27 protein-coding genes are annotated in these 24,075 nt (G+C 72.7%); 12 read left to right on the top strand and 15 right to left on the bottom strand.

The window, feature by feature from the left end; translation table 11 throughout:
• Nucleotides 1-24: 24 nt before the first annotated feature.
• Nucleotides 25-1,935 carry a primary-amine oxidase gene (locus tag CFP66_RS16590; protein ID WP_233159482.1) on the bottom strand — a complete coding sequence of 637 codons (1,911 nt, stop codon included), beginning with the start codon at nucleotides 1,933-1,935 and terminating at the stop codon, nucleotides 25-27.
• A 249-nt stretch (nucleotides 1,936-2,184) separates the two neighbouring features.
• Complete coding sequence (locus CFP66_RS16585; RefSeq protein WP_094925028.1) at nucleotides 2,185-2,454, bottom strand: hypothetical protein; 270 nt, start codon at nucleotides 2,452-2,454, stop codon at nucleotides 2,185-2,187.
• A gap of 105 nt (nucleotides 2,455-2,559) precedes the next feature.
• Here CFP66_RS16585 and CFP66_RS16580 point away from each other — a divergent pair, with 105 nt between their 5' ends.
• The 3 genes from CFP66_RS16580 to CFP66_RS16570 all read left to right on the top strand — a co-directional run bounded on the left by CFP66_RS16580 (nucleotide 2,560) and on the right by CFP66_RS16570 (nucleotide 5,254).
• Nucleotides 2,560-2,799 (top strand): DUF397 domain-containing protein, encoded by a 240-nt coding sequence (locus tag CFP66_RS16580; protein ID WP_094925026.1) that lies wholly within the window; start codon nucleotides 2,560-2,562, stop codon nucleotides 2,797-2,799.
• A gap of 45 nt (nucleotides 2,800-2,844) precedes the next feature.
• Nucleotides 2,845-3,126: a hypothetical protein gene (locus CFP66_RS16575; RefSeq protein WP_094925024.1), complete on the top strand. Its 282-nt coding sequence runs from the start codon at nucleotides 2,845-2,847 to the stop codon at nucleotides 3,124-3,126.
• Between the two features lie 121 nt (nucleotides 3,127-3,247).
• Nucleotides 3,248-5,254 carry an HNH endonuclease signature motif containing protein gene (locus tag CFP66_RS16570; protein WP_094925022.1) on the top strand — a complete coding sequence of 669 codons (2,007 nt, stop codon included), beginning with the start codon at nucleotides 3,248-3,250 and terminating at the stop codon, nucleotides 5,252-5,254.
• 88 nt (nucleotides 5,255-5,342) lie between these two features.
• Here CFP66_RS16570 and CFP66_RS16565 read toward each other — a convergent pair whose 3' ends face one another.
• Nucleotides 5,343-6,149 (bottom strand): SAM-dependent methyltransferase, encoded by an 807-nt coding sequence (locus CFP66_RS16565; protein WP_233159481.1) that lies wholly within the window; start codon nucleotides 6,147-6,149, stop codon nucleotides 5,343-5,345.
• A 120-nt stretch (nucleotides 6,150-6,269) separates the two neighbouring features.
• Here CFP66_RS16565 and CFP66_RS16560 point away from each other — a divergent pair, with 120 nt between their 5' ends.
• Complete coding sequence (locus CFP66_RS16560; RefSeq protein ID WP_094925020.1) at nucleotides 6,270-6,779, top strand: DUF664 domain-containing protein; 510 nt, start codon at nucleotides 6,270-6,272, stop codon at nucleotides 6,777-6,779.
• Between the two features lie 18 nt (nucleotides 6,780-6,797).
• Here CFP66_RS16560 and CFP66_RS16555 read toward each other — a convergent pair whose 3' ends face one another.
• From CFP66_RS16555 to CFP66_RS16515, 9 genes are read right to left on the bottom strand one after another with little or no spacing between them, the layout of a single operon-like run.
• Nucleotides 6,798-7,985, bottom strand: coding sequence for an MmgE/PrpD family protein (locus tag CFP66_RS16555; protein ID WP_094925018.1), 1,188 nt, complete (start codon nucleotides 7,983-7,985; stop codon nucleotides 6,798-6,800).
• Nucleotides 7,982-9,289, bottom strand: coding sequence for a TRAP transporter large permease (locus CFP66_RS16550; protein ID WP_094925016.1), 1,308 nt, complete (start codon nucleotides 9,287-9,289; stop codon nucleotides 7,982-7,984). Before CFP66_RS16550 ends, CFP66_RS16555 begins: the two co-directional genes overlap by 4 nt.
• Entirely contained in the window at nucleotides 9,289-9,828 is a 540-nt protein-coding gene (locus CFP66_RS16545; RefSeq protein ID WP_094925014.1) for a TRAP transporter small permease, read from the bottom strand. The genes CFP66_RS16550 and CFP66_RS16545 overlap by 1 nt, the downstream gene beginning before the upstream one ends.
• An 8-nt stretch (nucleotides 9,829-9,836) precedes the next feature.
• Complete coding sequence (locus CFP66_RS16540; protein WP_094925012.1) at nucleotides 9,837-10,856, bottom strand: TRAP transporter substrate-binding protein; 1,020 nt, start codon at nucleotides 10,854-10,856, stop codon at nucleotides 9,837-9,839.
• Nucleotides 10,853-11,875 carry an LLM class flavin-dependent oxidoreductase gene (locus CFP66_RS16535; protein ID WP_158228117.1) on the bottom strand — a complete coding sequence of 341 codons (1,023 nt, stop codon included), beginning with the start codon at nucleotides 11,873-11,875 and terminating at the stop codon, nucleotides 10,853-10,855. Before CFP66_RS16535 ends, CFP66_RS16540 begins: the two co-directional genes overlap by 4 nt.
• Before the next feature lie 20 nt (nucleotides 11,876-11,895).
• Nucleotides 11,896-13,050, bottom strand: a complete 1,155-nt coding sequence (locus CFP66_RS16530) for an acyl-CoA dehydrogenase family protein (RefSeq protein ID WP_094925008.1) — start codon at nucleotides 13,048-13,050, stop codon at nucleotides 11,896-11,898.
• Nucleotides 13,047-13,535, bottom strand: coding sequence for a MaoC family dehydratase (locus CFP66_RS16525; RefSeq protein ID WP_094925006.1), 489 nt, complete (start codon nucleotides 13,533-13,535; stop codon nucleotides 13,047-13,049). The genes CFP66_RS16530 and CFP66_RS16525 overlap by 4 nt, the downstream gene beginning before the upstream one ends.
• Entirely contained in the window at nucleotides 13,532-14,683 is a 1,152-nt protein-coding gene (locus CFP66_RS16520; RefSeq protein ID WP_094925003.1) for a CaiB/BaiF CoA-transferase family protein, read from the bottom strand. The genes CFP66_RS16525 and CFP66_RS16520 overlap by 4 nt, the downstream gene beginning before the upstream one ends.
• Nucleotides 14,680-15,537, bottom strand: coding sequence for a CoA ester lyase (locus CFP66_RS16515; RefSeq protein ID WP_094925000.1), 858 nt, complete (start codon nucleotides 15,535-15,537; stop codon nucleotides 14,680-14,682). The genes CFP66_RS16520 and CFP66_RS16515 overlap by 4 nt, the downstream gene beginning before the upstream one ends.
• 105 nt (nucleotides 15,538-15,642) lie before the next feature.
• Here CFP66_RS16515 and CFP66_RS16510 point away from each other — a divergent pair, with 105 nt between their 5' ends.
• From CFP66_RS16510 to CFP66_RS16490, 5 genes are all read left to right on the top strand, one after another.
• Nucleotides 15,643-16,428 carry an IclR family transcriptional regulator gene (locus CFP66_RS16510; RefSeq protein WP_198961495.1) on the top strand — a complete coding sequence of 262 codons (786 nt, stop codon included), beginning with the start codon at nucleotides 15,643-15,645 and terminating at the stop codon, nucleotides 16,426-16,428.
• A 195-nt stretch (nucleotides 16,429-16,623) separates the two neighbouring features.
• Complete coding sequence (locus CFP66_RS16505; RefSeq protein ID WP_094924996.1) at nucleotides 16,624-17,592, top strand: carbohydrate ABC transporter permease; 969 nt, start codon at nucleotides 16,624-16,626, stop codon at nucleotides 17,590-17,592.
• Nucleotides 17,589-18,443 (top strand): carbohydrate ABC transporter permease, encoded by an 855-nt coding sequence (locus CFP66_RS16500; protein ID WP_198961494.1) that lies wholly within the window; start codon nucleotides 17,589-17,591, stop codon nucleotides 18,441-18,443. Before CFP66_RS16505 ends, CFP66_RS16500 begins: the two co-directional genes overlap by 4 nt.
• An 18-nt stretch (nucleotides 18,444-18,461) precedes the next feature.
• Nucleotides 18,462-19,811 (top strand): ABC transporter substrate-binding protein, encoded by a 1,350-nt coding sequence (locus CFP66_RS16495; protein ID WP_094924993.1) that lies wholly within the window; start codon nucleotides 18,462-18,464, stop codon nucleotides 19,809-19,811.
• Nucleotides 19,795-20,643: a glycerophosphodiester phosphodiesterase family protein gene (locus tag CFP66_RS16490; protein WP_094924990.1), complete on the top strand. Its 849-nt coding sequence runs from the start codon at nucleotides 19,795-19,797 to the stop codon at nucleotides 20,641-20,643. The genes CFP66_RS16495 and CFP66_RS16490 overlap by 17 nt, the downstream gene beginning before the upstream one ends.
• A 20-nt stretch (nucleotides 20,644-20,663) precedes the next feature.
• Here the strand turns inward: CFP66_RS16490 and CFP66_RS16485 are convergent, their stop codons facing one another.
• A complete protein-coding gene (locus tag CFP66_RS16485; RefSeq protein WP_094925517.1) occupies nucleotides 20,664-20,942 on the bottom strand; it encodes a DUF6158 family protein in 279 nt (92 codons plus the stop codon).
• A 101-nt stretch (nucleotides 20,943-21,043) separates the two neighbouring features.
• Here CFP66_RS16485 and CFP66_RS16480 point away from each other — a divergent pair, with 101 nt between their 5' ends.
• Nucleotides 21,044-21,346, top strand: a complete 303-nt coding sequence (locus tag CFP66_RS16480; RefSeq protein WP_094924987.1) for a hypothetical protein — start codon at nucleotides 21,044-21,046, stop codon at nucleotides 21,344-21,346.
• Between the two features lie 7 nt (nucleotides 21,347-21,353).
• Here CFP66_RS16480 and CFP66_RS16475 read toward each other — a convergent pair whose 3' ends face one another.
• Nucleotides 21,354-22,145 carry a helix-turn-helix transcriptional regulator gene (locus tag CFP66_RS16475; RefSeq protein ID WP_094924984.1) on the bottom strand — a complete coding sequence of 264 codons (792 nt, stop codon included), beginning with the start codon at nucleotides 22,143-22,145 and terminating at the stop codon, nucleotides 21,354-21,356.
• Nucleotides 22,146-22,206: 61 nt separating this feature from the next.
• Between CFP66_RS16475 and CFP66_RS16470 the strand changes: the two genes are divergently transcribed.
• Entirely contained in the window at nucleotides 22,207-22,764 is a 558-nt protein-coding gene (locus CFP66_RS16470; RefSeq protein ID WP_094924981.1) for a bifunctional 2-polyprenyl-6-hydroxyphenol methylase/3-demethylubiquinol 3-O-methyltransferase UbiG, read from the top strand.
• Between the two features lie 10 nt (nucleotides 22,765-22,774).
• On the opposite strand, the gene CFP66_RS16465 is transcribed toward CFP66_RS16470, so the two are convergent.
• Nucleotides 22,775-23,362: a Rieske (2Fe-2S) protein gene (locus CFP66_RS16465; protein WP_198961492.1), complete on the bottom strand. Its 588-nt coding sequence runs from the start codon at nucleotides 23,360-23,362 to the stop codon at nucleotides 22,775-22,777.
• Between the two features lie 89 nt (nucleotides 23,363-23,451).
• Here CFP66_RS16465 and CFP66_RS16460 point away from each other — a divergent pair, with 89 nt between their 5' ends.
• Nucleotides 23,452-24,072, top strand: a complete 621-nt coding sequence (locus tag CFP66_RS16460; protein WP_094924978.1) for a flavodoxin family protein — start codon at nucleotides 23,452-23,454, stop codon at nucleotides 24,070-24,072.
• Nucleotides 24,073-24,075: the final 3 nt, after the last annotated feature.

Here is a 24,075-nt window from a genome sequence, read left to right as displayed (position 1 = left end):
GCGACACCGGGGCACGACGGCCGGCTAGTGGTGCGGTGGCGGCACGTCGAGCGCCGGGTTGCGGTCGAAGAAGCCCGCGGGCTGCAGCAGGAAGCCGACGTGCTGCACCGGCATCACCGGCCAGTCCTCCAACCGCGCCACGTGGTGCGAGCCGAACGTGTACCAGACCACCACGTCGGTGTCGGTCACGTCGCGGTCGGCCGCCGTCCAGGCAGGGAGGCCGTCACCGCCGGCGTGCTGGTTGGGGTAGTCGCCCGCGGCGTGCCGTTCGCTCTCGGCGTGCGGCGTGACCCAGAGGTGGTGGGCCATGAACCCGGCCCGCCGCATGACGCTCGCCTCGGGCCGGGCGAACGGCACGGTCGTGCCGTGGGGCTTGAGGGCGTACGCGGTGGGCTCGCCGACGGCGTTGCGGGCGTGGGTGCTGCGCACGACCCAGTAGCGAGCCCGGTCCAGGCTCACCCGCCGCCGGGCCGCGAGCTCGGTCTCCAAGCGGGTGGCGGTGGTGCGGAACGCGTTGCCGAGCGGGTTGTCGGGGCCGGGCGGATCGGTCTCGGTGTCGATCTCGTAGACCGAGTTGGCGGTGCCGTCCACGTCGAAGTCCAGGCGCATGTTGAACACGTGCTGGTGGATCGGCGCGTAGAGGCCGTCGGTGTTGAGCAGCTGGCCGTGGGTCGGGGTGGTGCCGGGCGGCACGGCGCCGGTGGACATGATCCCGGTCAGCTTGACGTCGAACTCGATCGTGCCGTCCTGGTAGAGGTACCAGAAGAAGCCGTACTCGTAGTTGCCCACGGTGGCGACGAACGAGATGACCAGGCGACGGGAGCGGCGGACCTCGACCTTCTCGGTGCGGAAGTCGGTGTGCTTCCACAGCAGGCCGTGGTCCTCCTCGTGCAGGCACACGGCGTTCGGGATGGTCAGCGGGTTGCCGTCGCCGTCGGCGAGGACGGCGTCGAAGTAGCGGATCTCGCCGAGGCAGTCGCAGCCCAGCTCGAGGGGGTTGGCCAGGGTGCCGATGTTGTACTCGCCCGCGTCGAACGCGTTCTTGCGCCGGTGGGTGGGCGCCGGGTCCCCGTAGGGCACCACCATCTCCGAGAGCGACGCGCGGTGCAGGACCGAGCGCTCACGGCCCGCGTCGGCGTACCGGACGGTGTGCAGCACCAGGCCCTCGCGCGGGGTGAACCCCACCCGGAACCGCCACTTCTGCCAGCGCACCTCGTGCCCGTCCACCTCGAAGGAGGTGCCCTCGGGCTGGGTGATCGAGATGGGCTTCAGGTCCGTGCGCGGCTCCACGTCCGCGGCCGTGTAGTTGCCCGGCTGCTGCGGGACGGGCACGACGCCGTGGTCCTCGATCGTCGCGACCCGCCCGGCGAGGGTGTCGACGTAGACGACGAGGTTCTCGACGGGATGCGCGTAGCCGTTGTCGTCGGGGCCGCCGATCTTGACCCAGACCAGCGCGCGGACCAGCCTGCCCTCGGTCTCGTCGCCGTAGTGGCCCGCCGACCACGGGTCCACCATCACGCCGCCGAACTCGGTGATCCCGCGCTCCCGCAGCGCCTCCTGCACGCCCGGGTCGGCCTTCACGATCTCCTCGCAGGCGAAGAACTCCTCGAGCAGCACCTGCGGCTGCACACCGGGCACGTGCTCCCAGCGCGTCACGGCCGAATCGGTCAGCGACACGCCGGCCTCGTAGGTGCGCCCGTCGGCCCGATCGAGCACGACCGCGGCGACCTCGCGGGCCACGGGGGTGGCGTCGGCGTCGAACGCCAGGACCGCGGCCTTTGCCGGCTCGTGCAGCACGAGCGAGACGAACCGGCACGTCGGGCCGGCGTGACCGGCCTCGCGCAGCAACGCGGCCGCGGCGCCGACCTCGGCGGCCGACAACGGATCCAGGGGATGGACGACGGTGGTGGACGGACGCTGCTCGGTAGCGGTCACGAGAAGGCTCCTTCGCCGGGTGCGGCCCCAATTCGTTCTCCACTGTCTCCCGCACCGGCCGGCGACACCACCCGCCGATCGGGCCGAACCGGTAACGAACCTCGGGCGGATGCGAGTCATCCAGGCGTCCGCGGTGATCCCCCCGGCTGCGGACGCATCGGCCGGGGTCCGCTCCGGCCGGCGGCAGCACCCGCCCTGCCCGGGCGGGTGCTGCTCGTAGTAGCCGGTGCGGGGGTGCCGGGGAGGTGGTCAGCCCAGGATGCGCTGCAGGCGAGCGCCGCGGCGGGGCGCGCTGGTGCGTTCGCGGATCGCGGCGCACAGCAGGCACGGCTGGCCGTCCGGCTCCACCATCGAGGCGGCGGTGATGCGGTGGCCGCACAGCGCCTGGAAGCAGCCATCGAGGCGACGGGCAGCCTCGGCGAGCTCGGTGTCGGGCACCTCGTGCGCGTGGCTGTCCACGCAGCAGGTGACGGTGATCGTGTCGACGGTGCCTGGACCTGACCGATCGCCCCCGCTCATGGGAGTCAGTGTCCCCACTCCGGCTTGCGGATGCAAGCGCGTCTGCAAGTACATTCGTCGCGTACATCTGAGGCGTACACCTGGCGCTGGCATCGGGGAGAACACATGCAGCACAACGAGGACAACGGCATCGCCGCGGACGAGCTCGGCGCCGTCACGTGGCGCAAGAGCCGGGCGAGCAACCCGAGTGGTGACTGCATCGAGGTGGCGGCCCTGGCGAGCGGCGCGGTCGCGGTGCGCAACTCGCGCGACCCGCACGGCCCGGCACTGGTGTACACGCGGGCCGAGATCGCGGCCTTCCTCCGCGGTGCCAAGGACGGGGAGTTCGACGACCTGGCGGGCTGAGTCGCCGCCCGTCCGGCCGCCGCGGCATACGCACTACCCGGGTCGGTGGCAGCAGTACAGCGACCCGCTGCCACCCCGGTTCGAGATGTACCTGCGCCTGGACAGGCGGCCGAGTACCTGCGCACCTTCCACGGGCAGCTCATCCCCGGACTGCTGCCCGATCTGCCCGACATCGACCACACCGAGCAGCTGACCAGTGCTGTCTATCTGGACGAGCGTGTGGACGTGGAGCGCTACCTCGCCGTGATGGAACAGGTCACGGCGCAGGCCGAGACACCCGTGGGGTCGCAGGACATGCTGCGGCGGCTGAGCCGGGAGTGGGACTAGGACGCGCACGTCCGCCGCAGGATCTCACCTTTCGTCACCGATGGATGGGCGCTTCGGGTGAACCCTGGAAGCCTTTCGGGATCGGCCACGAAATGTCGGGGGTCGAATCTATGTTCGAATCATGTCGGCAGTGCTGGATCTCGTGGACCGGGCGGTCACCACCCCGCCCGGCCCCCAGTTGTCCGCGCTGCTGCACGCGCTCCCGTGGGGCTCCGTGCCCAACTCGCGGGTGCCCGAGCTGCTGCAGGCCCACCTGCGGCAGCGGTCCCACGAGGATGCCGAACTGCTGGCCGGGCTCAACCAGCTCTCCCACACCGTCCCGATCGGCGGGCTTCCCGTCTCGGCCCGGGCCGAGGCGGTGGCACGGTCGGTGGAGCACCACGAGTGGGCGGGCCACGAGATCGCCGCGGCCCTGACCTGGACGCCCACCGCCGCCGAGCGGGAGCTCGGGTTCGCCACCGCGTTGACCGAACGCCTGCCGATGGTGTTCACGGCGTTCCACCAGGGTCGGATCGACCGCGGAAAGGCCGGGGTGTTCGTCGACTACCTCGACCCGGACACCGGGGATGTCACCGTCGAGCAGAGCCGCCGGTTGTGTGAACGTTTCCTGCCGTTGGCGCCGGGGCTGACCGCCAAGCAGTTGGCGGACCGGATCTACCGGGCGTTGTACGCGATCGATCCGCAGTTCCGGCGCCGCCGGTATCGCCGCGCGGTGCAACAACGCGGTGTGGCGTTGTTCCTGGACCCGGCCACCGGCACCGCCACCGTGGTGGGGCACGGGCTGCCCGCGGACGAGGCCGCGGCTGCGGCAGCGCGTCTGGACCGGTTGAGCGATGCGGCCATACGTGCCGGGCATCCCGGGCGGCGTTCGCAGATCAGCGCGGATCTCTACCTGGGGATGCTCAACGGTCTGTTCGACGGCCTCACCGAGGCTCAGATCATCGACCTGCTACGTGCCGGCCCCCGGCCCGAGGACAACCCCGACGACGACACCGACGACGACACCGACGACCCGGGCGACGACGACCCGGGCGGGCCTGACGACGGCGGTCCCGATGACGATCCCGACGGCGGCGATCCCGACGACGACCCGGCGGGCAAGGCTGCTGTCGCAACCATCGGCGCGACCGGGGACGACGTCGTGATCCGCACCGAGGCGGGTGGAGGGGGTGACGACCGGCCCCCGGATCACTCCGAGCCTGGACGCCCCGCACCGCCGACCGGTCAGCCCGGCAGCTGTCGCACAGGAGGCCCGATCGGCGTGCGGGAGGGCATCGAGATCCGCCTCGGCCTGGCCACGCTCGCCGGCCTCGACGAGCGTCCCGGGGAGATCCCCGGTCTCGGGCCGGTCTGCGCCGATCTTGCCCGGGATGCGGTTGCCGCGCAGCGGCGTGGGGCGGTGTGGCGGTTCGCCGTCGTCGACGCCACCGGGCACCTCCTGCTCGCCGGCCCGCTACGGCGTCGGGGCCGTGACCACGTCCGAGGGCGCCGGGCCGGGGCGGAGCGGGTGCGGGGAGGCGTGGTCGAGCTGCACGTGGCAGTCGCCGAGCTGGAGGCCTACGCCTCTGGTCCTGTTCTGGGCGAGTGGCAGGCCGTGGTGGCCGAGATCGCCGCCCGCTGGGCCGACCGTGATCGGCTGCGCGGGCTTCTCGACGCGCACCCGTATGCGCGGTTCGCGCGTGGCCCGCTGGCCGAGCACGTCCGTATCCGGGATCGCACCTGCTGCGGGCCTGGCTGCACTCGCTCGGCGCGCCGCTCGGATCTGGACCACACCCGCGATCACGGTCTCGGCGGCCGGACCGTGGAGAGCAACATCGGGCCTCAGTGCAAGCGGCATCATCCCGACAAGGAGCGCGGTTGGGCGCTCACCCAGCCCGGTCCGGGCCGGTTCCGGTGGGTCAGCCCACTCGGGCGGGTCTACCTCACGCGCGGAGAACCGGTCCGTCCGGATCTTCCTGATCCGGATCCGGCGCCGCATCCACCGCAGGAAACGGCCAGAGAGATCGATCAGCGGTTGCGCCGTGACGGACGGCGGATCCTGCGCCGTCCACGTGCGGGGCCACCCGGGCGACCTCCTCCGGCGCCGGCGCACGGTCCTCGGCCGGACGACGAGCGGCCGCCGTTCTGAGACCGTTCCGAGGCGACCGGCCGGGCCGCCGCCGAACGAGCCGAGGCGTCCTCGGAGCCTCGTCCCGTCGGTCGTGCGGCGCGCGCGTCTACGCCTTGCGACCGATCCCGGCGGCGTGCAGCGTGTGCACCGGCCCGTCGACGGGTGTGTGCTCGTCGGGCCGCCAGTCGTTGGCGTACACCAGGCCGGGCTCCACCAGCTGCAACCCGTCGAAGTAGCTGCGCAGCTGGTCCCAGGAGCGGAAGCGGCCCGAGCCCAGGCCCCCGTGCAGGAAAGCGCGCTCGAGTGCGAAGGCGCGCGACTCGTCGTCGAAGAGGAAGTGCGAGAGGAGCAGGTAGCTGCCGGGGGAGAGCCGGTCGCGCACCGTCGCGACGACCGCGCTGGGATCGTCGTCGTCGGACAGGTGGTGCAGCACGCCGCTCAGCAGCACTGCCACCGGCTCGTCGAGGTCGAGCAGGTCGTGGGTGCCGAGCTGGTCGAAGATCGAGTCGGGCGTGCGCAGGTCGGCCGTGACCACCGTGGTGCGCTCGTCGGTGGCGAGCAGCGCCCGCGCGTGAGCGAGCACGACGGGATCGTTGTCGACGTAGGCGATGCGCACGGCCGGATCGACGGCGTGCGCCACCTCGTGCACGTTGCCGGCGCTCGGCAGCCCGGAGCCGACGTCGACGATCTGGCGGATGCCGGCCTCGCCCACCAGGTACTCCACGCCACGGCGCAGGAAGCTGCGGTTGTCCTTCGCGATCTCGGCAGCCTCGGGAACGACGTTGAGCAGGGCGTCCGCGGCGCGCCGGTCGACGTCGAGGTGTTCCTTGCCGCCCAGCAGGTAGTCGTACACGCGGGCGATGGAGGCGCGGGAGAGATCGACGTCGGCGGGCATGGGCATCTGGTCGTCCACCCAGCCCTCCTCCAGCAGCCCTGCCGGCCGCTCCTCGTCCTGATGCGAGCGCCGACACTAGCGTGATCGACGCGGCCTCGGAAGTGCGCGGTGAGCGCTTACCGCACGTAGGGTCGGAGCGTGGACGTCGCCGCCGTGCTGACCGACTCGTACTCCCGCATCGGGGAGGAGGTGCACGCCGCCGTCGAGGGGCTGTCCGCGGAACAGCTCGCGTTCCGGGTGGACCCGCAGGCCAACTCCATCGGCTGGCTCGTCTGGCACCTCACCCGCGTGCAGGACGACCACGTGGCCGGGGTCGCCGGCACCGAGCAGGTGTGGACCGCGCAGGGTTTCGCGGAGCGCTTCGCCCTGCCCTTCCCGGTCGGTGCGATCGGCTACGGGCAGTCGTCCGAGGACGTGGCTGCGGTGCGGGTCGGGTCACCGGACCTGCTCACCGCCTACTACGACGCGGTGGCTGCGGCGAGCCTCGACTACGTCGGCCGCCTCACCGAGGGCGACCTCGACCGCGTGATCGACGAGGCCTGGGACCCGCCCGTCACCCTCGGTGTGCGGCTGGTGAGCGTGGTCGACGACTGCGCCCAGCACGCGGGCCAGGCGGCGTTCATCCGCGGGATCGTGCAGCGCCGCTGACCCCGCCGGCCCGTGCGCTCAGCCCGCGGGCAGGGCGCGGTGCAGCAGGGTCCCCGCGTCCGGCCAGTCCAGTTCGAGGACCTGGGCCGCGCGGTCGGCGCCGACGCAGTCGGTGACCTTCCGGGCGAGGTCATCGCCGGTCGGGGGGCGCAGCGGGTGGCCGTCGGGCACGTCGAGCCGGGCCTCGTCGCGCGTGCCGTCGGCGTGCTCGCGCACGATCAGCACGTCACCGTCGAGGATCCCGGTACCACCCGCAGGCGCGTCGACCTCCACGCGCTCGACGAGCCGCTGCGCCTCCGGCCGGGTGACCGCGGCGTCGGTGAAGCTCGCGGCGCCGGGGAATCCGTCGAGCAGGGCTGCCACCACGGCGTATTGCAGGGAGAACTTGCCCTCCAACCCGGTCCGTGGCCGGTCGTGGATCAACGGCTGCAGCGCGGCGGACGGTGTGCGGACCCGCAGGCGCGTGACCACCTCGACCGGAACGGGCGGCAGCGCGCGGGCCGCGGAGATCGGGCGCTGCAGCGCGTAGCAACAGGGGTGGAGCTTGACCGCGAGGCCCTCGGGCACGAGCGGCCCGTCCAGCTGCACCTCGCCGGTGCCGCCGACCAGGCGGAACCAGTGGTCCAGAGCCGCCGGGTCGGCGGAGGCTCCCGCCGCGGCCAGGTGCGCGGCCCGCACGCCCGCGGACGCGGCGAAGCCGACCTGCAGGGACTTCGCGGCCGTGCCGAAGGCGCGTTGGACCCCGCCGGCGGCCGGCACGGCCAGCGCCATCGCCTGCGCGAGCCGACCGGCGTCCAGGCCGAGGGAGAGCCCGGCGGCCACGGCGGCGGCCGGCGCGCCCGCGGTGCACGTGGCGTGCCAGCCCGATCGGTAGTGCTCCCAGCCCAGCGCCGCTCCGAGGCGGGCCATCACGCCCGCGCCGGCCAGGTACTCGCGGGCGCCCCCGCCGCAGGCGAGGGTGGCGGCGGTGCACACGACGCTCACGTGCGAGGTGGAGGGCAGGTGCACGTCGTCGAAGTCCAGGACGTGCCCCACTGCGGCCCAGCGCAGCGCCGCGTCCGAGCCGGCGGTGAAGCCGGCCACCGGGTCGTCGGCTGCGGCGAGGGTGACGGCCACCGTGTCGACGAGCGAGCGGCGGGCCAGCTCCTCGTCGGCGTCGGTGGGGCGCACGTCGCACGCCCAGTCGGCGAGGTCGGCGATGCTCATGACAGCAGCCCCGGCAGGAACGTGGCGAGTTGCGGGAAGGCGATCATGATGACCAGCAGGAGCCCTTCGATGGCGACGTAGGGCGCGATGCCCCGGAAGATGTCGGCGAGATCCAGTTCGGGGACCACCGACTTCATCGTGTAGAGGTTCAGCCCGACCGGCGGCGTGATCACCGCGATCTCCAGGTTCACGACCAAGAGCACGCCGAACCACAGGGGGTCGTAGCCCAGCTCGCTGATCGCGGGCACCAGGATCGGCGTCACGACCAGCAGCAATGACGCGGCGTCGACCAGGCACCCGAGCAGCACCAGGACCAGCATGATCCCGATCATGATGACGGTGGGCGGGACGTCGAGCCCGACGATGAACGCGGTGAACGCGTCGGGCACGCGGGCCAGTACCAGCATCTGCGTGAACACGAACGCCGCGCCGACGATCGCGAGGATGGCCCCGGTGACCTGCGCGGTCGAGACGAAGATCCGCTTGAGGTTCGCCCCGCCGAGCTTGCGGTAGATCGCCCCGGTGACGACGAACGCCGCGAGCGCGCCGACCGCCGCCGCCTCGGTGGGCGTCGCGATGCCGGTGTAGATCGAGCCCAGCACGAGCAGGATCAGCAGCAGCGCGGGGGAGATCCGCCCGAGCGCGACGAGCCGCTCCCGCCACGTGAAGCGGTCGGGGTCGACCGGGGCGTTGTCGGGCGCCAGCTTCGCGCGCACCACGACGTAGGTGATCATCATGGCGGCGAGCAGCAGCCCGGGGAGCAGCCCGCCGGCGAACAGGTCGGCCACGCTCTCGCCGGTCACCGACGAGTAGAGGATGAACATCAGGCTCGGCGGGATCAGCATGGCCAGTGCCCCGGACGCGGCAACGGTGCCGCTCGCGAACGCCGGCTTGTAGCCGCGCTCCAGCATCTCGGGCACGGCCATCCGGCCGATCACCGCCACCGAGGAGATGCTCACCCCGGACATGGCCCCGAACAGCGTGGACGACCCGACGGCCGAGGCGCCCAGGCCACCGGGCACCCGGTTGAACCAGCGGTGCGCGGCGCCGAACAGGTCGCGGCCCAGGCCGCTCACGGCCAGCGCCTCGCCGAGCAGGATGTAGAGGGGTGCCGCGACGAGCGCGTACTCCTGCAGTTGGGAGACCAGCGCCAGCGGGACCAGGTCAACGGCGGCGAAGCCGCCCATGCCGAGCAACCCGGCGACGCCGGCGACACCCAGCGCCACGAAGATCGGCGTCCGCAGGGCGATGAGCACAAGCAGCAGCGCCACTGCGAGCGTGACGATCACACCATCGGCGATCATCAGGCCACCCCCTGGGCGTCGGCGCGGGCGTCCACGTCACCGGGGACGGCCGCAGGCGAGTCCGCGTCCGGCGGAGTGGCGGGGAAGAGCAGTGCCACCAGCACGAGGAACACTCCCGAGAGGGTCAGGACTGCGTCGGGCACCCAGAGCGGGATGTTGAACGTGCCGGCGCCGGTGAGCCCGCCGGCGTAGGCCACGGTCATCGAGTGGAACGCCGTCGCGGCGAGCACCACCCCGAGGAACGCCGTCGCGACCGTGGTGACGACGTCGGCCACCCGGCGGGCCCGCGCGGGCAGCGCGCGGTGCAGCAGGTCCATGGAGATGTGGTGACCGGTGGCGTACAGGTGCGGGACGGTGAGCACCGTCGCGACGAGGACGCCGGTCGAGTTCAGGGGGTAGGCCCAGTCGGTGGGGGCGGCGAACGCGAACCGCATCAGCACGTCATAGGTGATGGTCAGCATCTGCAGGCCGATGACGGCCATCGCCACGATCGCCATCGCGCGGGTGCAGGCCAGCACGGCCCGGCGGATTCCGGACACGGTTCCTCCTAGGCCTCGTTGATCAGCGCGACGGCGCGGTCGGACACGGCGGGATCGCCGATCAGGTGTTCCCACCGGCCGTACACGGGGGCGACGGCCGCGCGGAACGCCTCGAGCTCGGGGCCGTTGGGCTCCACGAGCTCGACCCCGCCCTCGACGACCGCGGGCAGGTAGTCGTTCTCGTGCACGCGGGCCATCACCTCGGTGCCGTCCCGGTAGAGCGCGCGGCCCGCCTCGTCCAGCGCCGCGCGCAGCTCGGGCGGCTGCTGCTCGTACCAGTCCGTGCGGCAGTAGGCGTCGACGGTGTAGGCGCCGAAGTGCGCACGCGTCGCGTACCGGATGATCTCCTGCAGGTCGCGGGACACGACCGTGCCGACGTAGCTCATCAGGCCGTCGATCGTGCCCCGCTCCAGGGCCTCGAACACCTCGGAGGAGCCCATGAACACCGGCGCGCCGCCGAGTGCCTTGACGGTCTCGCCCTCGATCTCGCCCGCCACCCGGATGCGCATGCCGCGCGCATCGGCGGGCTCGAGGATCGGTCGATCGATCGTCCACAGGTACTCGAAGGTGCAGGGCATCCCGCCGAGCAGCCGCACGCCCTGCGGCGCCAGCTGCTCGTTCACCAGGGTGAACAGCGGTCCGGCGGGGTCGAGTGCCCGGCGCTGCTTCGCGAAGTCCTCCGCGCCGAAGGGCAGCTCCATCGCCCCGAGGATCGGGTAGCTGGACGAGACGTACGAGCTGGTCTGGAACATCACGTCGGCGACGCCGAGCAGGAGGCCCGGCAGCAGCTGCTCGGCCCCGAGCAGCGTGCCCGAGTCGAACATGTCGCAGTTGAGGCGGCCGCCGCTCGCCGCCCCGACGGTGTCCATGAACGTCTGGATGCCCGGGTAGAGGTCGTCGTAGGACTCGGGGATGTAGGTGGCGGTGGTGACGGTCTCGACGCCCGTGGCCTCGGCCCGGGCGCAGCCGGTGAGCCCCGCGAGACCGAGGCCGGCTGCCGCGAGGAAGGAACGCCTGCGCAGGGTCATGCCGTCACCCCTGCCAGCGCGGGCAGCACCTCGTCGGTGAGGCGCTGCAGGCTCCCCATCACGCGTTCGTGCGGCAGGCCCGGCCACTGCGGACGCAGCAGGACGTGCGCGGCCCCGGTCGTCGTGATCAGTTCGGCGAGCCGGTCGCGGCAGGTCTGCGGCCCGCCGAGGATGAACCGGCCGCGGCGCAGCTCGTCGAACTCCCGGTCGAAGCTCTGGGAGTCGGGCAGGATCCGGTCCTGGCCCCACGACCGGTAGGTGGCGTACTTCATGGCGAGCGCGTCCCGCACGTCCTCGACGGCCTGCTCGTCGCTCGCACCGACGTAGACCTCCTGCAGCACGTTGATCTCCGCGTCGCGTCCGTGCTCGGCACACCGGGCGCGGAAGAACGCGGCCTGGGCCCGCAGGTAGTCGGCGTCGACGTGCGCGGCGGCGGCGATCCACGGCAGCCCGGTGGCGGCCGTACGGGTCAGCGCGGAGTCGGTGTGCCCGGCCAGCCAGATCGGCGGGTGCGGGCGCTGGACCGGACGCAGTTGCGGCCGCAGCCCGTCGATGCGTCCCGCGTCGCCCGCGAAGGTCACCTGTTCTTCGGTCCAGAGCTTCCGGACGAGGTCGAGGTTCTCGCGGAATCGGCGCAGGCGGCGGTCGCGCGGCACACCGAACGCGTCGAACTCGGCGTCGCGGTAGCCCAGTCCGGCGCCGACGACGAGTCGTCCGCCGGAGAGGATGTCGAGCGTGGCGAGCTGCTCGGCGAGGTCGACCGGGTGGGCGAGCGCCATCAGCGTGATCGCCGTGCCGATGCGCATGTCGCCGGTCTCGGGCACCAGCCTGCCCAGCACCGCGAGCGGGTGCAGGTACTGCACCTCCTCCGCGAGGTAGTGCTGGGTCGCCCAGACCGAGGCGAAGCCGTGGTCCCGGGCGTGGTGCACCTGCTCCACCTGCTCGGCGAACCGCGCCGTCGCGTCGTCACCGGGCAGGAACTGGCTGCACAGCACCAGGCCGTACGCGGGACCGTCCACCGTTGGACCTCCGGGGTTTCTCAGAACGAGCGGGGCATTCCCAGCACGTGCTCGCCCACATAGGACAGGATGAGGTTGGTCGAGATCGGCGCCACCTGGTAGAGGCGCGTCTCCCGGAACTTGCGCTCGATGTCGTACTCGGCGGTGAAGCCGTAGCCGCCGTGGGTCTGCAGCGCCACGTCGGCGGCCTCCCAGGAGGCGTCCGCGGCGAGCAGCTTGGCCATGTTGGCCTCAGCGCCGCAGGGCTGCCCGGCGTCGAACAGGTCGGCGGCCTTCCACCGCATCAGGTCGGCCGACTCCACGTGCACGTGGGCGCGCGCGATCGGGAACTGCACGCCCTGGTTGCGCCCGATCGGCCGGCCGAACACCTCCCGCTCGCTCGCGTAGCGGCTGGCGCGCTCGACGAACCAGCGCCCGTCACCGATGCACTCCGCGGCGATGAGGATGCGCTCGGCGTTCATGCCGTCGAGCACGTAGCGGAAGCCCTTGCCCTCCTCGCCGATGAGCGCGTCGGCCGGGATGTGCACGTCGTTGAGGAAGACCTCGTTGGTCTCGTGGTTGACCATCGTGCGCAGCGGCCGCAGCTCGACGCCCTTGACCTCGCGCAGGTCCAGCAGGAACAGCGAGAGCCCCTCGGACTTGCGCGCCACCTCCTCGCGCGGCGTGGTGCGGGCCAGCAGCAGCATCAGGTCGGAGTGCTGCACGCGGGAGATGAACACCTTCTGCCCGTTGACGACATAGCCGTCGTCCGTGCGGCGCGCGGTGGTGCGGATGCTCGTGGTGTCGGTGCCCGCGGTCGGCTCGGTGACACCGAACGCCTGCAGCCGCAGCTCACCCGAGGCGATCTTCGGCAGGTAGCGGCGCTTCTGCTCGTCGCTGCCGTGCCGCAGCACCGAGCCCATCGTGTACAGCTGCGCGTGCACGGGCCCGGCGTTGCCGCCGTTGGCGTTGATGCCCTCCAGCAGCACCGAGGCGTCACCGAGCCCGAGGCCCAGCCCGCCGTACTCCTCGGGCACGAGCGCGCCGAGGCACCCGGTGCCGGTCAGCGCGTCGACGAACTCCTCCGGGTAGCGGCGTGCCTCGTCCACCTCGCGCCAGTAGGCGTCGGGGTAGTCGGCGCAGATGCGGTCGATGAGCCCGCGCAGGTCCTTGCGCAGCTCGGCCTGCTCCGTCATGCGCCCTCCGCCCGCGGGCCGTGCCCGCGCTTGTAGACCAGCAGCGTGCGGGTGAACTCGACGACGGTCTCGCCGGTCTGCTTGAACCCCGTGGTCCGCACGGTGACGAGGCCCAGTGTCGGCCGCGACTTCGACTCGCGCACGGCCTCGACGCTCGAGCGGGAGTGGATGGTGTCGCCCTCGAACACGGGGTTGGGCAGCGTGATCCCGTCCCAGGAAAGGTTCGCGAACACGTTCTGCGAGACGTCGGTGACGGTCTGGCCGGTGACCAGCGACAACGTGAACGCGGAGTTCACCAGCGGCTTGCCGAACTCGGTGCGCTTGGCGTACTCGTGGTCGAAGTGCAGGGGCGCGGTGTTCTGCGTGAGCAGCGTGAACCAGATGTTGTCGGTGGTCGTCACGGTGCGACCGAGCGGGTGCTCGTAGACGTCGCCGACCACGAAGTCCTCGTAGAAGCGGCCCTGCCAGCCGGTGTGCACGGTCATGGGGTCTCCTTCTCCAGCTCGGCCAGCACGGCCGCGGTGTGGGCGCCGAGCGCGGGCACGGCGCCTGCGGTGGCCACCCGGTCGCCGGGTGTACCGGGCGGGCGCAGGGTGCGCACCGGGCCCGCCGGTGTCGGGGTGTCCAGCCAGCGCCGGTCGGAGGCGAGCTCCGGGTGCTCGGCCAGGTCGGCCAGCTCGGTCAGCCGGCTCCAGGCGATGCCGGCCGCGTCCAGGCGCGCGGTCAGGACGTCGGTCGCGTGCCGGGCGCACGCGGTGGCGAGCGCGGCGTCCAGCGCGGCGCGGTTCGCCACCCGCAGGGAGTTGGACGCGAACCGCGGGTCCCCGGCGAGCGCGGGCTCGTCGAGCACATCGGCGGCCAGGCGCGCCCACTCGCGCTCGTTCTGCACGGCGATCATGATCGACCGCCCGTCCGCCGCCGTCACTGCCCCGTACGGGGCGATCGTGGGGTGCGCGGTGCCCATCGGCACGGGCGCCGCCCCGGAGTGGCGGGTGTAGTAGAGCGGGTAGCCCATCCACTCGGTGAGCGCACCGAACAGCGACACGTCCACCGGCAGCGCCTCGCCGGTGCGGTCGCGGTGGCGCAGCGCCGCGAGCACCCCGCTGTAGGCGTAGCAGCCCGCGGCGATGTCGGCGATCGAGATGCCGACCTTCGAGGGTGCGCCGGCGCTGCCGGTGAGCGACATCAGCCCGGCCTCGGCCTGCACCAGCGCGTCGTAGGCCTTCTTCTGCGCGGACGGGCCGCCCGGCGGGTAGCCGCTGATCGCGCACGTGATCAGGTGCGGGTGGCGCGGCGCGAGCGCGGCGGCGGTGAGGCCGCGGCGCTCGAGGGTGGCGGGGGACAGGTTGGCCACCAGCACGTCGGCGCGGGCGAGCAGGCGGTGCAGCGTCTCGAACTCGTCCGGGTCGGAGAGGTCGAGCTGCACCGACTCCTTGCCGCGGTTGAGCCAGACGAACGCGCTGGACTGGCCTTCCACCACCGTGTCGTAGCCGCGGGCGAAGTCGCCGCCGTCGGGGCGCTCGATCTTGATGACGCGGGCGCCGAGGTCGGCGAGCTGGCGGGTGGCGAACGGGGCCGCCACGGCCTGCTCCAGGCCGACGACCGTGACGCCGTCCAGCGGGAGCCCCGTCATGCCGGCACTCCCAGCAGCGAGGTGGCCCGGCGCAGCACCGGGGCGTCCACGAACGTGCCGTCGGGCAGCCGGAACGCACCGGACCCGGCCTCCCGCGCCGCTGCGACGATCTCGCGGGCGCGGGCGAGCTCCGCCGCCGTCGGGGCGAACGCCTCCTGCACCGGCGCGAGCTGGCGCGGGTGCAGCACGACCTTCCCGGTGAAGCCGAGCTCGCGGGCCAGCACGCTCGCGCGGACCAGACCGTCGGTGTCGTCGAGGGCGGCGTGCGGGCCGTCGAGCGGGCCGGGCAGTCCGGCCGCGGCCGTCGCGAGCACCACCTGCGAACGCGCGTGCAGCAGCTCCCGGCCCTCGACGGTGGGGGTGACACCGAGGTCCGAGGCCAGGTCGAGGGTGCCGAACAGCAGCGTTGCGACCCGCGGACCCGCCGCGGCGACGGCGGGCGCGGCCAGCACACCGCGGGCGGTCTCGACGATCGGCAGCACGGCCGTGATGCCGACGGGCCTGCCCGCGGCCGCCTCCAGTCCGGTGAGCAGCTCGTCCAGGCGCTCGACGGCGCGGGCGTCCTCCACCTTCGGCAGCAGCACCCCGGCGAGGCGGGGGAGCAGCACGGCGACGGTGGCCAGGTCGTCGGCGAAGTAGGGGGTGTCGAGAGCGTTGACGCGCAGGAGGAGTCCGTCCTGCGGGTCGGCGGCGGCGACCGCCGCGGGGACGGCCTCGCGCGCCCGGGACTTGGCCTCCGGGGCGACGGCGTCCTCGAGGTCGACGGCCACCGCGTCGGCGTCGGTGGCGATCGCCTTGCCGATCCGCTCGGGCCGGTCACCGGGCACGAACAGGAGTGTCCGGCCGACGAGCATCCCCGCTCCTCCATTCGTGCTGTCTCCCGGCACATGTTCCGCGCTGCGGTCCGGGACCGTGCCACCATCGGGGAACCGTCCGCGACTGTCAAGAGGAGACCTCTGATGAGTCCTGCCGCCGAACCGGGCATGCGTGTCGTCCGGACCGCCCTGTGCGTGCTCGAGGCGGTGTCGGAACTGCAGCCCGTGGGGGTCTCGGCGATCGCGCGGGCCACCGGCGTGCCGAAGAGCTCGGTGCAGCGGTGCCTGGTGAGCCTGCGCGAGGCCGGCTGGATCAGCTCCCCGCCCGGGGGTCCGCAGCGCTGGACGCTCACCGGGCGCGCCCTCGCCGTCGGGTTGCGCGGCTCGGCCGAGCACGGGCTGCGCGAGGCCGCGCACGCCGTCATGCAGGACCTGCGCGACCGGACCCGGGAGACGATCCACCTCATCGGGTTCGGCGCGGGGCACTCCCCGGCCTCTGATGCCGACCCGGCGCTCGTCGTGATCGACCGGCTGGACAGCCCCGAGCCGGTGCGCACGTGGGTGCGGCTGGGGACGCGGGTGCCGCTGCACGCCAGTTGCAGCGGGCGGGCGGTGCTGTCCCGACTGCCCGAGGCCGAAGCGCGTGCTCTGGTCGGCGACGGCCTGGAGCGCTTCTCGGACCAGACGATCACCGATCACGACGCCCTGGCCGACGAGCTGCGCGCGGTGCGCGAGCGGGGCTACGCGATCGCCGACCAGAGCTGGCGTTCCGGTGTCGGTGCCGTCGCGGCGGCAGTCGTCGACGCGGCGGGCCGACCGGTCGGCGCGCTGGCCGTATCCGCGCCGCAGCAACGGTTCGACGCCGAGCGGGCCGTGGACCTGGGGGCCGCGGCGGTGGCCGCGGCGGCGCGGGTGAGCGCAGCGCTGTAGACCCTGGGTGACCCAGGTCTCCAGGGTCCTTCCGAATGGCATCCGGATGAACTGCCCAGGAATCAGGGAAACGGGCGGTGAACGTCACCTGACATCATTTCGGAGACATCGGACATCTGTTGTGCGGCTCTCGATCGGGTGGTGTCGTCGGCTTAGGGTGAGCGCTGCACCGACAACGAAGGACCTCCCCGTCACATGGCCACTGCCACCACGTCGCCGGCTGCGCGGATCCGGGCCGCCGGCTCGCGCAGGCCGCCGCAGTCCCGCCCCGGACGTCGCCACCGCACTCGCAGCCGCCTGCGGAACTGGCTGCTCTTCGCCGTTCTCGCCGGGCCCAACATCGCATTGCTGGTGGTGTTCACCTACCGCCCGTTGATGCAGTCCTTCTTCTACTCCACGCTGCAGTGGAACCTCGGCTCGGCCACGGCGATCCCGATCGGCCTCGACAACTACGCCGCCTGGTTCTCCGATCCGGGCACCCCTCGCACGCTCGTGATCACCGCGATCTTCACGCTGGCCACCGTGGGTGGCGGCATGGTGATCGGGCTGCTGCTGGCCCTGCTGCTCAACCGCAAGCTGCGCCTGGGCGGCGCGGCCCGCACGGTCGTCGTGGCCCCGTACGTCCTGTCCGGCGTCGCCATCGGGCTGCTGTGGTTGTTCGTGTTCGACCCGAACTTCGGTGTGCTGTCGGCTCTGCTGAGGGTGGTCGGGATCGCGTCGCCGGACTGGTACACGGACCCGGAATGGGCGCTCGCGATGGTCATCATCGTGTACCTCTGGAAGAACGTGGGATATGTCGCGATCATCTACCTCGCCGGATTGCAGGCGGTGCCCCGGGATCTACTCGAAGCGGCCACCCTCGACGGCGCTTCCGGCACCCGGACCTTCTTCTCCGTGGTGCTCCCGCTGCTCGGCCCCACCACGTTCTTTCTCAGCATCACCACACTGCTGACGTCCTTGCAGTCGTTCGACATCATCCGGGCGATGACGAACGGCGGGCCCCTCGAGGGAACGACCACGATGATGTACCAGATCTACCTCGAGGGATTCGCGAACGGTCGTGCCGGATACTCGTCGGCGATCGCGACGATCCTTTTCGTGGTGCTCTTCGTCATCACCGTGGTCCAGTTGCGGTTCGTGGAGAAGAAGGTGCACTACTCGTGATCGCGCCCGCGCCCGCGCCTGCTCCACCCCGCGCACCCCGGCCCGCCGTCGGCGCCTACCTCTCGCTGGCGCTCGCGGTGGCGGTGATGGTGCTTCCGCTGGTCTGGATGGTGCTGGCCAGCTTCAAGGGACTCGACGAGATCTACCGCCTGCCGATCCAGTGGCTGCCCGACTCGTTCGCGCCCACGAACTACGGCACGGCCACGCAGACCGTGCCGTTCGGCCGGTTCTTCGTCAACAGCGCGATCACCACGGTGCTGGGCGCGGGGCTGAAACTGCTGCTCGGGATGATGACGGCCTACGCGCTCGTGTTCCTCGACATCCCGTTCCGGCGGTTCTTCTTCTGGCTCGTCGTGTGCGCGCTGCTGGTGCCGCAGCAGATCGTGCTCATCCCGAACTACGTGATGATCGCCGACCTCGGCTGGCTCAACACCTACCAGGGCCTCATCCTCCCCGGGCTGGCCAGTGCGTTCGGCACCTTCCTGTTCCGACAGCACTTCCTCACCCTGCCGCGCTCGATCCTCGAGGCCGCCGAGTTGGACGGGGCCGGGCACTGGCGCCGGCTGTGGCGGTTCGTGGTGCCGCTGTCCGGGCCCACCATCGCCGCCGTCGGGCTCGTCTCGATCGTCACCGAGTGGAACGACTACCTCTGGCCGCTGCTGGTGATCGACCGGCCGGAGATGATGACGCTCCCCGTCGGGCTCACGCTGCTGATGAACAGCGACGGCCTCACCGACTGGGGCGTGCTCATGGCCGGCACCGTGCTCGTCACCGTGCCCGTCCTCGCCGTCTTCTTCCTCCTCCAGCGCCGGATCGTCGCCGGGCTGGTCGCCGGCGCCGTCACCGGCTGAATCCTCGAAAGGCCTTCGATGAGTACTCCCGATCTCTCCCGGCGCGGACTGTTGCGGCTGGGGGCCCTGCTGGGTGGCTCGGCCGCGCTGGCCGCCTGCGGGGGGCCGAGCCTGAGCGGCGACGGCGGCGCCGCGCAGAGCGACGTCGACTGGTCCGGTGTGCAGCCGGCCTCGCAGATCACCTGGTGGAGCAACCACCCGGGCACGTCCATGCCGCTGGAGCAGGAGTACATCCGCCGCTTCCAGGAGCAGAACCCGGACATCACCGTCAGCCTCGTCACCGCAGGCGCGAACTACGACGAGGTCGCCCAGCGCTTCCAGGCGGCCGGCGGCACGGACAACGTCCCGGACCTGGTGGGCGCCAGCGACGTCTGGTGGTTCCGCTACATGATCAACGGCCAGATCCTCCCGCTCGAGGGGCTGGCGCAGCACCTGCAGATCGACACCGCCGACTACAACCGCACGCTCTACGACGACTACGCGTTCAACGGGCAGCACTGGGCGCTGCCATACGCGCGCTCCACGCCGCTCTTCTACTACAACCGCGACGTCTGGCAGCGCGCCGGACTGCCCGACCGCGCCCCGCAGAACTGGGACGAGTTCGAGCAGTGGGCGCCCGCCCTCGCGGGGGTGGTCGGCCGCCCGCCCCTGGGTCTGGGCGGCGGCACCTCGTGGAACGCCTGGTGGTTCTGCAACATCATGTGGGGCCGTGGCGGCGCCTACTCCGACGAGTGGACGGTCACGCTCGACCGGCCGGAGACCTTGGACGCGGCGGAGTACCTGCGCGCCATGGTCAACGACCAGAAGCTCGCGGCCGTGTCCACCGGCGGCACGGACGGCTACGTCGCCGACTTCTCGGCGGGCGTGACCGCGTGCACGATGGCCTCCACCGGCTCCCTGACCGCGATCCTCGAGCAGTCGCAGTTCGAGGTCGGCACCGGATTCCTGCCGGAGGGCCCGGCGGGCGCCGGCTGCCCGACCGGGGGCACCGGGATCGCGATCGCGTCGGACCGCACGCCCGAGCAGCAGCTCGCCGCGGGGATGTTCCTCAAGTTCCTCACCGAGCCCGAGCAGACGGCGAACTTCTCGGCGGGCACCGGCTACATGCCGGTCCGCACCTCGGCGGCCGACAGCCCGGAGATGACCGCGGTCTACGCCGCGCAACCGCAGTTCCGGACGGCCGTCGATCAGCTCGCGACCACGCGCGTGCAGGATTGGGCGCGCGCCTTCGTCCCCTCGGGCGACCAGTACCTCACGACGGCCCTGGAAAGGATCATGCTCCAGAACGAGAACCCGGCCACCGCCCTCTCCGCGGCCGCGGCGGAGATCACCACCTCGTACGAGCAGAACGTTGCCCGCTATCTCTAGCCCGCGCAGTGGGAGTACGCAGCCGAGCGACCTGCTCCCCGAAGCTCTCCGCCCGCAGCCCGGCCGGATCCGCACCATCGCGCACCGCGGCGACTCGACGACCGCCCCGGAGAACACGCTCGAGGCGTTCGCGGCGGCGGTCGCCGCGGGCAGCGACCTCATCGAGATCGATCTGCGGTGCACCGCCGACGGCGAGGCCGCGGTCATCCACGACGCCTCCGCGTTGCGCACCACCGGGATCGACGCACCGGTGTCGGCGCTCACGTCGGCCGAGCTCGGTGCGGCCGACGCCGGCAGCTGGTTCGGACCCGAGTTCGCCGCCGCTCGGGTGCCGATGTTCGGCGCCGTCGCCGAGTGGGGCACGGCGCACCCGGACGTCGGCTGGCTCATCGAGCTGAAGGGCAGCTGGACGGCCGCGCAGCTCGCCGGGCCGGTCGGCGCGATCCGGCGCCACGGCCTGGCCGGGCGCACGATCCTGCAGGGGTTCGAGCCGGAGACGGTGGCCGCGGCCCGCGACGCCGCCCCCGACCTGCCCCGGGCTCTGCTCGTGCTCCGCCGCGAAGACCCCGACCTGTTGCTGGAGCGGCTGCGCGCCCTCGGGGTGGCCGGCTGCAACCCGATCGGGAATCTGCCCAACCAGGTGCCCGGCCTCGCGGCCCGGCTGCGCGGGGCCGGCTACAGCGTGTTCCCGTGGACGCTCGACGAGCCCGACGAGTGGGGAGCCGCGGGCGGCGCGGGGGTCGACGGCGTCATCACGAACCGCCCGGGCCCGTTCCGCACCTGGCACGGGCGGCGCTGGAGCCCCGCCGCGGCGGAGGCCCTGGCGTCGTAGCCGGCGAACCGAGGCCGGGCTCAGTAGGGCGAGCCGCCCAGGTCGCGGCCGGGTACCGGCTGGCCGGCCTCCTCGCGGCTGCCGGCCCGGGTGCGCTGCGGGTCCGGCGCGCTGTCCTCCGGGAAGCGGCGCAGGAACTCCCGCTCGAGCGCCAGCATCCGCTCCGTGTGCGCAGTCAGCGCCGACTCGCTGCCCCCGAGGAGCGTGTCGTGGCGGGTCTCGTGCAGGTGGGCCACCTCGCGGCGCAGGTCGTCGTCGGCGAGCTCGTCCGGGGCGATGCCGTGCGATCGGTCCGTCATGGGGCAGGAGTGCCCCGACCGGGCGGCGATCATGCCGGTGGCGGTGCGCGGCCCACCGCCCGCGCGCGTCGTCGCCGCCCCGATCAGGCAGGATCGATCGGGTGATCGTGCGACTGACGGCGCAGGGCGCCGTCGTGCAGGACCCCGACGACCTCGCCGGGGTGCGCCTGCGCACCGACCTCGACGCCGCCGGCGTCCGTACCGCCCTGGAGACGACCGGTACCGGCGAGCCGGCGGACGCGGACGCCGTCCTCCTGGACGTGGCCGTGCTCCGCTCGCTGGCGGTCATGAGCCCGACCGCCCCGGACTGGCCGCAGCGCTGGACGTCCATGATCGAGGATGCGCGCTGCAGCGGCCGGCTCGCGCCCGACGGCCGTTCGATCCGGGTGCCGATCGAGCGTTAGCGCTGCATCAGACCGTGTCGCCCGCCCGCGGCCCGTGGGCGCCGAAGACCTGGGCCGGGGTCGTGCCCAGCACCTTGCGGAACGCGGCGACGAACGCGCTGGGGGTGCGGTAGCCGACGCGTCCGGCCACCACTGCCACCGGGGTGCCGGCGGCGAGCAGTGCCAGCGAGGCGCGGATCCGGGCCCGCATGCGCCATTCGGCCGGCCCGCAGCCCGTGGAGTCCTGGAAGAGCCGGTGCAACGTCCGCGGGCTGGTGCCGGCGAGCCGTGCCAGCGCGGCGGCGCCGCGGGTGTCGGCGGGGTCGGCGAGCAGGGCGTCGGCCACGCGGGCGGCGCGTTCGTCGGTGGGCAGGGTGAGCTCCACGGACGCCACCGGGGCGGGGGTGAGCTGGTCGAGCAGCACCGCTTCGGCGCGGGTGCGTTCGGCGTCGCCCAGATCGGTACGGCCCAGGTGCGGGATCAGGGCGGCGAGCAGCGGTCCGACGGCGAGCACCGTCGGGCCGCTCCACGGCGCCGGAACGCGGTCGGGGCGCAGGTACAGGCCGTGCATCGCAGCGGCGACGGAGGCACCCGTGATGTGCGGGACGCCGGCCGGGATCCACAGCGCGCGCGTCGGCGGGAGCACCCACGTGGTATCGCCCACGGAGATCGACAGCACCCCGCGTTCGGGCCATGCGAGCTGATGGGTGGGGTGGACGTGCTCGGGGAAGCGGCGGCCCCGGGCGAGGGTGAACCGGGCGACGAGCACAGCCCCCAGCGGCGGATCGACCAACCCGGGCGGATGGCCGGAACGCGACACGGGACGGCAGCGTACTCGGTTCCGGACGGCCGCGGTTCCCCCTTAGCGTCGCGGAGTGCCGATGAACCTGCTGCACCGCCGCATCTGCCGGTCCGACTCCTGGGCTGCCCGCATGCGCTCCCAGATCCTGCCGTGGGCGTGCCGCGGGGTACCGCTGCACGCCGACGTGCTCGAGATCGGCCCCGGCTACGGCGTCGCCACCGGATGGCTGCTCGAGCAGGGTGGGCGCGTGACCGCGGTGGAGGTGGACCCGGTGCTGGCCGCGGCGCTGCGCGAGCGTCTCGGGGACCGGGCCGACGTGCGCACCGGCGACGGGGCCGACCTCCCGTTCCCCGACGGGTCGTTCGACGCGGTCGTCTGCTTCACGATGTTGCACCACGTGCCGTCGGCGCTGCAGCAGGACCGCCTGTTCGCGCAGGCGGCCCGCGTCCTGCGCCCCGGCGGGGTCTTCGCGGGCTCCGACAGCCGTGCGGGCTTGTTCTTCCGCCTGCTGCACGTGGCCGACACGATGGTGGTCGTCGACCCGGGGAGTCTGTCCGGGCGCCTGCGTTCGGCCGGCTTCGCCGACGCCGCCGTCGACACGGTCCCCCGGGCCATCCGGTTCCGCGCAACGCGCTGACCGCCCCGGTTCAGAGCGTGGGCGCCCCGGCGCTCTGCACGATCCGGGCCCGCACCCCGCCGTCGACCACCCGCGCGGCGAACAGCGGCACGGCGGCCGTGGCGGGACCGTGCCCCACGCAGCCGTCGGTGAGCGAGAACTCGCTGCCGTGCCACGGGCAGACGATGCGCGCGTCCCCGTCGTCGCCGGTCAGCTCGCCCTCCGAGAGCGGGGCGGACAGGTGCGGGCCGCTGTCGGCGAGCACGGTGACCCGCTCGCCCCGGCGCAGAACGAACACCGGCACCCCGCCCGCGTCGCGCCGAACGGGGTCGCCGTCGGGCAGGTCGGCCAGCCGGCCGAGCGGGCGCCAGCCGCCACGGTCGGCGGGGTGAGCAGCAGGCCGGTACCGATCAGCCCGCTCGACACGCTGCGCCGTCCTCCGACCAGGTCGACGAGGGACGCCGACAGCAGCGACCCCAGCGTCACCTGCACCGGCACCGGGTGCAACGGGTGCCCGAGCCAGACGCCGTGCAGGGCGTCCTTCAGCTGCCGCCGCTCGCCCAGCGATCCGTTCAGGACGCGGCGCACGGGTGCCGCCGCCCGATCGAGCGCCGAACACCGTTCCAGCCGGTCGATGTCGTCGAAGGGCCACATGTGCGCGGGGTGTCCGCACGCGTACTCGACAAACCCGCGGGTAACCGGCCGACCATGACCACCGCCGCACCGCTGACCGCGCTGGCCCTCAACTGCACGCTGACCCCCTCGCCCGGCGAGTCGAGCACCGAGATCATGACCGACCAGGTCCTCGAGGCGCTCGGCAAGCACGGGGTGACCGGCCGGAGCATCCGCGTCGTGGACCTGGACGTGATGCCCGGCGTCGAGATGGACATGGGTGCGGGCGACGCGTGGCCGGGCATCCGGCAGGAGATGCTCGCCGCCGACATCCTCGTGATCGCGACGCCGACGTGGCTGGGCCAGCGCAGCAGCGTGGCCCAGCGCGTGATGGAGCGGCTGGACGCCGAGCTCTCCGAGACCGATGACGAGGGGAGGCCGGAGACCTTCGGGAAGGTGGCCGTCACGGTCGTGGTGGGCAACGAGGACGGGGCCCACGGCATCACCGCCGGGCTGATGCAGGGCCTCAACGACACCGGCTTCACGATCCCGGCGAACGGCGGCGTCTACTGGAACGGCGAGGCGATGACCACCACCGACTACAAGGACCTCGACGAGACGCCCTCGGCCGTCGCCTCGACGATGCAGAAGCTCGCGACGAACGCCGCCCACCTGGCGAGGTTGCTGGCCCAGCAGGGCTACCCGCCGCCCGCCTGACGG

It is taken from the genome of Pseudonocardia sp. MH-G8 (genome assembly GCF_002262885.1).
Taxonomy (GTDB): domain Bacteria; phylum Actinomycetota; class Actinomycetes; order Mycobacteriales; family Pseudonocardiaceae; genus Pseudonocardia.
Note: the sequence above shows the minus strand (reverse complement) of the source record. Positions and strands in the feature narration are given on the sequence as shown.